This is a genomic window from uncultured Campylobacter sp., assembly GCF_938030685.1.
Classification (GTDB): Bacteria; Campylobacterota; Campylobacteria; order Campylobacterales; family Campylobacteraceae; genus Campylobacter_B.
This window is the reverse complement of the sequence record NZ_CALHHX010000197.1, coordinates 1-9,452: the sequence shown is the minus strand read 5'-3', so window position 1 is coordinate 9,452 and position 9,452 is coordinate 1. Positions and strand designations below refer to the sequence as shown.

Genomic DNA, 9,452 nt, shown 5'->3' with positions numbered 1-9,452 from the left:
CTCTAGCCTCGTAGCCGGCTTTATGAGGTATGCAAGCATTGTAAAACGCGCCATTTGCCGCGCATCTTATTAAAATTTTTGCCCGAGCGTTTTGACCGCGGCAATATTACTTCGAAATTTCAATTAGCTAAATTTTTTGAAATTACGTTTTAATAATTTTATCCCAGAGCTTCTGTCTCATAACCTCACTCATAAATCCGCTTTAATAGAATTTAGCCTCAAAATTCCGTCGTCCAATTCTAACCCCCGCCCGTATCTTTAAAATTTAGCCGCAAAATTTGAAGCGTAAAGGCGCGCAAGTAAGCAAGCTCAAAGCTTTAAGCGGCTAAGATTGCGCCTTGATTTTAAAGCGAAAACATGTAGCGCTACGCAGAGTGCGTGCCGTCGCGTCTCTTCGTACAAGGCAGGAAATATAAAATGAGAGAAAAATTTTATGTAGCGCTAGCAAATATAGGCGGGCTTATGGCGCGGACGAAAGCGGGCGGGCTCGTGGCGCGCTTGCTTATGCAAATCGACCGCGGTTTTTTTGCTGCGCTACGCGAGCGTCCCGTATGGAGGATGTTTTGGCTTAGCACGGCGCTATGCTTGCTCGCTTGCTGGGCTAAGATACATTATCAGATTAACGGACCCATCTTCGCCTACGTCGCCGAGAGTTTTCCGGTAGTATTTATCATAAATTTGCTCATCTTTCACCTCTGCTATTTGCTTAGCGGGCGATTTTTTAAGCTCGTTTCGTTCGTGTTACTAGCGCTAATTGCGCTGATTGCGAGCGCAGCTTTGTTTTTGATCGTAAATTTCGACTCAAGCTTCAACGTCGTGGCGATCGACGCGATCGTCCATACCGACGCAGCCGAGACGCGCGAGTTTGTTTCGCAGTTTCTTAACCCCGCAACGATTTTATATTTAGCGGTGCTGCTCGGCTGCATTTGTGCGGCACTAAGAGCAGGGCGGCGAGAGAAGGAGCAAACGCATAGCGGTCTAAGATTGCTGCTAGCGGCGCTTTATCTTATCTACGGGACGATCTTTTGCGCGGATATTGCCACTAAAGCTTTCCAAGGCAAGCAGGGCTATATAAACAAGCTATCGCAATACGTCCCGCTGGAGTTTGTCTTTACGATAAAAGACTATCTGAGCGATAAAAATTTCATCACCGATATGCACGAAGTGCAGCTCGGATATGACGAGGCCAAGCGCGCGAACGAAAGCGTTTTAAATGGCGGCGGAAATTCAGATCCGCAAGGCGCCGCCTCGGGCTCCGCGTCTGAAAATTCCGCGCCCGCATCAAGCGTCCAGGCGCAAAATTCCGGCGCAAATTTAAATTCTACGTTCGCTTCAGACGCTGAGCCGCAAAGCTGGGGCAAGACTTTAAATTCTACGCCGCAAAGCCTTAGCGTGATTTCAAATTCTAAAAACTCTGAGGCCGCTACAAACCCCGCCTTGCAAAAGTCTCGCGTCAAAAATATCATCCTAATAATCGGTGAGAGCTTGCAGCGCGGGCATATGTCGCTCTACGGCTACGGCGTTAAAAATACGCCGCTTTTGGAGGGTCTCGAAGCAAGCGGCAATCTGATAAAATTTAGCGATACAATTTCGCCTTACGGCACGACTAATCAGGTGCTGATGCGGCTTTTAAATTTCAGCGATTACGAAAGCGAGCGCAAAAGGGCGTGGTTTCGCAACCTTAGCATCATCGATATGTTTAAGCTAAGTGGCTACCGCACCTTTTGGATTAGCAATCAAGAGGCTTTCGGCGCGCATGCGTTAAGTGCTAAAAGCGCTGCCGATCGCGCGGACGCGGAATCCTTCCTCTCAAAGAGCAATCTTTATGAAACCGTCCGCATCAAGCCTGACGGAGTGCTGCTTCCACTCATAAATCAGGCGAAAACGGAGCAGAGCGAGCGAAATTTCTACGTGATCCATCTCATCGGCAGCCATATGGATTACAGCCTGCGCTATCCCGAGGGATTTGGCAAGTTTAGCGCGGCGGATGTAAAGGCAAAACTTACTTCCAAGCAGAAAGATGTCGTCGCATATTATGATAACAGCGTGCTTTACAACGATTTTGTCATAAATGAAATTTTTAAAATTTTTTCGGGTGATGACAGTCTCATCGTCTATCTTAGCGATCACGGAGAGAATTTATACGAAAATGGACGCCTTGGGCACGGCATGGAGAGCCGCTTTACTTACGAAATTCCGCTGCTTTTCATAGGCTCTCGCGAGTTTTTGAGCGATCACGCTAAACTATGGCAGAGGCTAGCTGCGGCGAAAGATAAGCCTTTTATGAGCGATGATTTAGCGCATTTGCTAGCAGATATTATCGGTGTCGCGCCACTTGAGTTTGACGAGCGCAAAAGCCCGATACGAGCGGATTTCAATGCTTCGCGCAAGCGAATTGCTAACGGAGTCGATTATGACGAGAAATTAAAAAGCGCGAAGGGCTACGAGCTCGAGTAATAGATGGTTTTGCTTTTATTGCGCTACAGCTGCATGAGCTAGGAATTGGCCCATCACACTTTTGATCGATTCATCAAATTCAGATTAAATTTGCGTCACTCCAATGGCTACGCTGATAATAAGGCGCGCAACGCTTATTAAATTTGAGATCAAATTTATGCACCGCGGCTAGCTCTCCTTCTTTACCTCATCCATATACGAGTAAATCGTGACTTTCTGCGTCCTAAGCGCCTTTGCGACGAGCTCTACCGCACCTTTTACCTCAAAAATTCCTTTTTGCGCGAGGAATTTTACGATACGCTTTCGATCCTCTTTCTTCATCCCCTCCACATCCAGATCGTGCGTAGCCGATGCGATCAGGTCCTGGACGATGTCAAGGATATTTTGCTGCAAATCGTTAGAGCTTTGCGTTTCTAAATTTACGCCGTCCTTTAAGCTCGCCCCATCTAATGCCGCGTTATCGCAGCCTCCGTTGGTAAAATTTACACTTTGCAACTCCTTGCTATCGAGTTTCGCATTCGGCAGCAGATTTTTTATTGCTTTGTATGCAGCCATGGCGCTTGAAGTATCGATATTTACGCATAGCGCGCCTACTACTTTGCCGTCTGCGCCGCGGATCAGCGAAGTCGAGGAGCGTATGAGCTTGCCGTTTTGCGCGGTGAAGTAGTAGTTTGCGGTGCAGTCGTTTTCAAAATTTTTACTTAGCAACACGTCCTTTACCAGATGATCGAAGCTTTGACCGATCCTCCTACCCGTTACGTCGCCGAGGACGAAAACGACAGAGTTTTGTGGCGTGCTCATATCGTGGATGACCACCTCGCAATCGCCGATCGTATTTTTAATAAGGTGCGCGGTCGGTATAAAGGCTTGCAGAAGTTGATTCAATTCGGGCTCCTTAAATTTCATATAAAAAAATCTATAAATTTAGATTAAATTTTAGAATTTTTGCAAATTTATAGAAATACTTATATATTTTTAATAAATTTAGAGTAAAATTATATAAAATTTTATATGCAAAGGAGCTTAAATGAAAGAAATTTACCCAAGCGGTTTCGCGCCGAAAAAGGCGCATTATGCGCCGGGCATCTTAGACGACGACGGTATGCTCTACGTCTCGGGGCAGCTAAGCGTGGATCCGCGCACGGGGGCCGTTCCGGAGGGTCTTGCTGCGCAGGCCGCGCAGGCTCTAAGCAACGTCGCGGCAGTGCTGGCCGCCGCGGGCGCGGATAAAAACGACGTGCGAATGTGTCGCGTCTATACGCCTGACGTCGCGAACTGTGGGATGTGATCGACGAGCAGTACGCGCTGTTTTTCGGCGCGCACAAGCCCGCCCGCGTCGTGGTGCCGACTACGGCTCTACACTTCGGCTGCCTCGTAGAGATCGAGGCCGTCGCAAAAATAAAAGAGAAAAAGTAGGAGCGAAAATGAGCGATTTCATCTGCACTGGCTGCGGCAAGCACGCGCCTATCGATACTTTGCGCTACAAATGCGACTGCGGCAGGCTGTATAAGCTAAACTCCGACGCGCCTAAATTTAACCCCGCGCTCGTAGATCAAAGCGAGTTTAGCATCTTTAGATACCGCAAGTTTATGGGCATCGACACGGCTAAATTTAAAGAAATTTCGATGGGCGAGGGGCTTACGGCGAGCGAGAAATTCAGCAAAGACCTCTATCTCAAGCTTGATTACGCGATGCCTACGCTTTCGTTCAAAGACCGCGGCGCAGCGGTTTTAGTGCTGCATGCTAAAAATATCGGCGTGAAAAAGGTGCTACAAGACTCCAGCGGCAACGCGGGCAATGCCGTGGCGGCGTATTGCGCTCGCGCGGGCATCGAGTGCGAAATTTACGTCCCGAAGGGCACGTCGCCCAAAAAGATCGATATGATCAAAAGCCACGGCGCGCACGTCACGGTATTTGACGGCAGCCGCGACGAAACGGCGGATGCGTGCCGTAAAAAGGCCTTAGATGAGCAAATTTATTACGCCAACCACGTCTATAATCCGATCTTTTACGAGGGCACGAAGAGCTACGTTTATGAGATCTACGAGCAGCTAGGCAGGGTGCCGCGCAATATTTTCATCCCCGTAGGCAACGGCACGCTGCTGCTGGGCGCTCAAGCAGCACTAGGCGAGCTATATGAAGGCGGTCTTATCGAGGCGCTGCCAAAAATTTTCATCGTTCAGGGCGAGCGTTGCGCCCCGCTTTTCGGCGCTAAAGGTACGGCGCGCGCGATAGAGCCGCAGCCGACGCTAGCGGAGGGTATCGCTATCGCAAGACCGATGCGCGCGGGTGAAATTCTTGGCTCAAGCTATGCGGGCGAGCGAGAGGCGATCTTAGCGAGCGAGAGCGACATACTGCCCGCTAGAGCGGCGCTTGCGCGCGGCGGATTTTACGTCGAGCATACGACCGCGGCTACCTACGCGGCGTATCTGCGCTACAAAGAAAGCCATGATTTGCAAGGAGATAGCATCATCCCGCTTTGCGGCGCGGGGCTAAAGAGCGATCATTAAATTTAAGCGCTCGGCGTGGAATTTATGCGGCTAGCTAGCAGCGAGGAATTTAAAATTTTCGCTGCTTTAAATTTAGCGGATTTATGAGTCCATATTTTTGTGGAATGTTTAAAATTTGCGGCGCATAAGTTTTAAATTTAAACCCGTAGCGAAGCGCGGGGATGCCTTTGCTTGAAATATGATGTGGGTGATACGACGCATTTTATGGACGACTTTGCCGCTAGCGGAATTTGTAAAATTTTATCTACAGATAGCTGAGTGAGCGCCATTTAAATTTGAAATTATGGTCAAAATTTTATAAAAATAAGCTCACGAGGCGCGGCACTGTCCACACGTTTTGTTTATAAAATTTAGCCATTTTTATCGCTCTTGGGAAGCGAGCTTCTACGCAGAGGATCAAATTTGCGCGATTATTTCGAATTTTCTTTAGCGATGCGCGTAAATTTAAGCACAAATTCGTTTTTTGCCGCAGTGTAGGCGTCGCGATCGAACTCATAGCGCTTACAAAGCTCTAATTTAAGCGCCTCGTACTGCGCGGCGATATCCGCATTCTCCCGCAAAAAATCTCTAAAAAATATCTCATCCGCATCGCCGAAATTTCGCAGATGTACGTGAAAAACGCGCTCGGCAAACCCCGCTTCGGTGTAGCCCTTATTTAGGCTGCAGCGGCTCTCGCTTTCGCTCATTAGCAGATAGCCCGCCTCTATCAAGCGCTGCTTGGCGGCGGCAATATCCGAGCACTCGATTAAAATATCTACGATAGGCTTCGCCCAGATCCCTCTTACCGCGGTGCTGCCGATATGATGAATCCTGATCTCGCCATGATCTTGCAGTAAGCCGCGCAGAATTTCGCGCTCCTGCCTAAAGTATTCGCCCCAGCGCGGATCGTGCGGCACGAGACGTATCGGAAAGAGCCGCCACAGCTCTTGCAGGCTCATCGAAAGGAGTTTATTGCTCATCTTAACTCCCGAGTATTGGGTGAAATTTGAATGAATGGCGGGTAGATAGGGATTCGAACCCTAGAAGGCTGACGCCTTACGCGCTTTCGAGGCGCGCTCCTTCGACCGCTCGGACATCTACCCGAATGAAAGTGTAATTTAAGCCAAAAATGGCTTAATAACAGATTTAAAAATGAAATTCCGCGCGAAATTCGGCTGCTTTTACGGGCGGGGGTTGAAATTTGCGGCGCAAATTTAGATTTCGTTTTAAATCCATGGCTTAAGGTACGGCGCGGCTTTCGGCATAAAATTTGCTTTCGCGCGCATAGTTTTGGGCACGGAATTTTACCGCTTTATGGATGAAATTTTATAAAACAGCAGCGTTTTACGCTCTGCGCGGCTTTTGCGAGCAAGGAATTTTAGCACTTTGCGGGCAAATTTTATCGCGGCGGAGAAAAATCACTCGCCGTTTATAAATTTCATGCGCCGCCCTACAAAACCGAGATGAAAATTTTGATCTCGTCTCCGCCGTAAAACTCAAAATCCGTTCCAAACGCTCTTTTTAGTTCGCCGGCCTCAAAAAAGTTCCAAATTTTGCTCCAAAACTTTGCTACGTTTTGCGGTTCATTCGGGAAGCTAAAAACGGCGTATTTGCCGCTTTTGATCTCCAAGACTTCGTCGCTGCGGGGCGCTTTAGCGCCGATAAAGATATCGTAAAGCCCGTCGACGCCGTCTTCGTAATCGTAATAGACGCCGTAAATCTCGCTCTGCCCGTCATAGCACTCTTTCATAAATTTTGCCCACAGCGCGGGAATTTTGCCGCTTCCGCCTAGCTCGTCCGCGTTTTTCGTGCGGGCTTTTAATCCGTAAATTTTAAATCCGTCTAAATACGAAATTTTGATTTTTTCGCTCAAATTTTACCCTTTCCGCTACTGCTCTAAAAGCTCCCTTGCTTCTTTTGCGATCGCGACGTCGGTGAAGCCGAAAAGCTTAAATAGCTCGCTCGCGTTGCCGCTTTCGCCGAAGCTTTGCATGCCGTGTACTGCGTCTGCAAATTTATACCACTCAAGCGCGCTTGCGGCTTCGACGGCTAAAATTTTAGTTTGCGCCTGCAGGATTTGCGCCAGATAGTCAGCGTCCTGCTCGCACAGAAGCTCGAAGCACGGCGCGCTTACGACATTTGCGCCGATGCCTTGCTCTTGCAGGATCGCCGCCGCTTTTAGGCAGAGCGAGACTTCGCTGCCGCTTGCGATGAGCGTGATACGTGCTTCTTTGCTCTGCCTTAGCAGATACGCGCCGTTTTGCACGTCGCCCAAGACCGCCTTAGGTAGCGGCTCAAGCCCTTGGCGCGAACAGACGAACGCCGCGGGGGCATTCAGAGCAAGCGCCGCGCGCCAGCATTTTACGTTTTCGTTGCCGTCTGCGGGGCGAAAGGTGTAGAAGCCGGGCATCGCGCGGAAGGTGCTAAGCTGCTCGATAGGCTCGTGCGTCGGCCCGTCCTCGCCCACGCCGATGCTGTCGTGCGTGAAGACGAAATAGTGTCGCAAACCCATCAGCGCCGCGAGTCGCGCGCCCGTTTTGAGATAGTCGCTGAAGATAAAAAACGTCGCGCTAAACGGGATGAAAAGCCCGTATCTCGCGAAGGCGTTGCCGATCGCCGCCATCGCGTGCTCGCGGATGCCGAAGTGTAAATTTTTGCCGCACGGAAAGTCGCCACCGCCTTTTAGCTCGGTCTTATTAGACGCCGCCAAATCGGCGCTTCCGCCTAAAAAGCCGGGCACTGCGTTTGCGATAGCGTTTAAAATTTTACCGTTGCTATCGCGCGTGGCGACCTTAAGCCCGCTAAAATCTGGAAATTCTATCTTGCTAAAATCGGGATTTAAAAGCTCGTTTAGAAGCGCTCTTTTTTCATCGCTTAGCTTTGCGAGCTTCTCCTTCCAAAGCCGCTCTTCCAAATCGCCCTTTTCGACTGCAGCGCGCGTTTCAAAAAGCACGTCCTCGCTTACGACGAAGCTTTGGGCGGGATCAAAGCCTAGACTTTGCTTGGCGCGCGCAAGCAGTTCCTCTCCAAGCGGCGCGCCGTGTGTCTTGGCCGTGCCCTCAAGCTCGAGCGCGCCCTTGCCGATCGTGGTATTTGCGATGATGAGGTAGGGCTTAGTTTTGTTTTTGACCTCGTCAAGGACAAATTCTATCTGATCGAAATTATGCCCGTCGATGCGCGCGACTTCAAAGCCTTGCGCTTCAAATCGCACCTTTACATCCTCAAACCACGCGATATCAGTGCTGCCGTCGATCGTGATGCCGTTAGAATCATAAATTATCGTAAGATTGTCGAGGTTATGTCTGCCTGCAAGCGCGCACGCTTCGTAGCTGATGCCCTCCTGTAGATCGCCGTCGCCGCAGAAGCAATAGACGCGGTGATCAATGATCTCGTTTCCTTCCTCATTTAGCAGATGCGCGGCGTATTTTGCGGCCATCGCAAATCCGACCGCGTTCGCGACGCCCTGACCGAGCGGTCCGGTAGCGATCTCGACGCCCGGGGTAGTGATCTCCGGATGGCCCGGTGTTTTGGAGTGCAGGCGCCTGAAGCTTTTCAGATCGTCCATACTCAAATCATATCCGCTAAGGTAGAGGTAGCTATACACGAGCGCGCTTGCGTGCCCGCCCGAGAATACGACGCGGTCGCGGTTCAGCCACGCGGGATTTTTAGGGTTGTGGCGGACCTTGCTCATAAAGACGCTCATTACGTCGCTTAGCCCCATCGGCGTGCCGGGATGGCCTGAGTTGGCGCTTTGGATCATATCCGCGCTTAGAAATTTGATCGTGTTTGAAATTTTACTTAGCTGCTCGCTCGACATTTTTTCATCCTTTCAGGTATTTTTCTATCAAATTTAAAACCAAATCGCGTAGGCTCGCATCATAGCCGCTCATCGCGCCGCTTACCTCGTCTATTAGGCGCTGCTTGTAGCTTCTAGCGCCCGCAAGTCCGAGTAAATTTACGAAGGAATTTTTCGCGCCGTCCGCTCCTACGGGCTTGCCTGCGCTTGCTTCGTCGCCCGTGGCGTCGATGATGTCATCCTCGATCTGAAATATAAGCCCTAGCTTCAGCCCGATCTTATAAAGCTCATGCGCGAGCTCATCCTTTAGCCCGCCGATTATGGCGCCTAGCTCAAACGCCGCAGCGATGAGCGCGCCCGTTTTGTGCAGATGCAAAAACTCAAGCTCGCTTTGCTTTAGTGGGCTGTTTTCAAAACGACAATCGATCGCCTGACCCAGCACCATGCCGCTGCTGCCCGCGTTTCGCGCTAGAGTTTTAATGCATTTTATCTTGATTTCGTCGCTTAGGTTCGCGCTCGCGGCGATTAAAAACGCGTCGGTATTTAGCGCATCGCCCACTAAAATCGCCGTGACCTCGTCGTATTTTTTGTGCAGGCTCGGCCGTCCGCGGCGCAGATCCGCATCGTCCATCGCGGGCAGATCATCGTGGATAAGCGAGTAGGTGTGGATCATCTCAAGCGCCATCGCGATCGCCAGCGCGCCCTCAAAG

The 9,452-nt window shown here is 50.2% G+C and carries 9 protein-coding genes and 1 tRNA gene; 4 read left to right on the top strand and 6 right to left on the bottom strand.

Annotation, left to right across the window (positions count from 1 at the left end):
* Positions 1 to 417: 417 nt before the first annotated feature.
* Entirely contained in the window at positions 418 to 2,457 is a 2,040-nt protein-coding gene (locus Q0369_RS09395) for a phosphoethanolamine transferase (RefSeq protein WP_298099074.1), read from the top strand.
* A gap of 168 nt (positions 2,458 to 2,625) precedes the next feature.
* Here the strand turns inward: Q0369_RS09395 and Q0369_RS09390 are convergent, their stop codons facing one another.
* On the bottom strand, positions 2,626 to 3,342 hold the full coding sequence (locus tag Q0369_RS09390; protein WP_298099071.1) for a PAS domain-containing protein: 717 nt from the start codon (positions 3,340 to 3,342) through the stop codon (positions 2,626 to 2,628).
* A gap of 142 nt (positions 3,343 to 3,484) precedes the next feature.
* Here Q0369_RS09390 and Q0369_RS09385 point away from each other — a divergent pair, with 142 nt between their 5' ends.
* The 3 genes from Q0369_RS09385 to Q0369_RS09375 are packed head-to-tail and all read left to right on the top strand — an operon-like array spanning position 3,485 to position 4,967.
* Positions 3,485 to 3,745, top strand: coding sequence for a Rid family hydrolase (locus Q0369_RS09385; RefSeq protein WP_298099066.1), 261 nt, complete (start codon positions 3,485 to 3,487; stop codon positions 3,743 to 3,745).
* On the top strand, positions 3,742 to 3,873 hold the full coding sequence (locus tag Q0369_RS09380) for a RidA family protein (RefSeq protein ID WP_298099063.1): 132 nt from the start codon (positions 3,742 to 3,744) through the stop codon (positions 3,871 to 3,873). The genes Q0369_RS09385 and Q0369_RS09380 overlap by 4 nt, the downstream gene beginning before the upstream one ends.
* A gap of 8 nt (positions 3,874 to 3,881) precedes the next feature.
* The gene (locus tag Q0369_RS09375; RefSeq protein ID WP_298099060.1) at positions 3,882 to 4,967 is read left to right on the top strand and encodes a threonine synthase; all 1,086 of its coding nucleotides are present in this window, start codon (positions 3,882 to 3,884) and stop codon (positions 4,965 to 4,967) included.
* Between the two features lie 410 nt (positions 4,968 to 5,377).
* Here Q0369_RS09375 and Q0369_RS09370 read toward each other — a convergent pair whose 3' ends face one another.
* From Q0369_RS09370 to Q0369_RS09350, 5 genes are all read right to left on the bottom strand, one after another.
* Positions 5,378 to 5,926 carry a GrpB family protein gene (locus tag Q0369_RS09370; protein WP_298099058.1) on the bottom strand — a complete coding sequence of 183 codons (549 nt, stop codon included), beginning with the start codon at positions 5,924 to 5,926 and terminating at the stop codon, positions 5,378 to 5,380.
* Positions 5,927 to 5,961: 35 nt separating this feature from the next.
* Positions 5,962 to 6,049: transfer RNA gene (locus Q0369_RS09365), tRNA-Ser, on the bottom strand.
* Between the two features lie 347 nt (positions 6,050 to 6,396).
* Positions 6,397 to 6,807 carry a GyrI-like domain-containing protein gene (locus Q0369_RS09360; protein WP_298099077.1) on the bottom strand — a complete coding sequence of 137 codons (411 nt, stop codon included), beginning with the start codon at positions 6,805 to 6,807 and terminating at the stop codon, positions 6,397 to 6,399.
* Between the two features lie 27 nt (positions 6,808 to 6,834).
* Positions 6,835 to 8,763 carry a transketolase gene (gene tkt / locus Q0369_RS09355; RefSeq protein WP_298099055.1) on the bottom strand — a complete coding sequence of 643 codons (1,929 nt, stop codon included), beginning with the start codon at positions 8,761 to 8,763 and terminating at the stop codon, positions 6,835 to 6,837.
* Positions 8,764 to 8,767: 4 nt separating this feature from the next.
* Positions 8,768 to 9,452, bottom strand: a 685-nt coding sequence (locus tag Q0369_RS09350; protein ID WP_298099053.1) for a polyprenyl synthetase family protein, incomplete at its 5' end; no start/stop codon positions are given.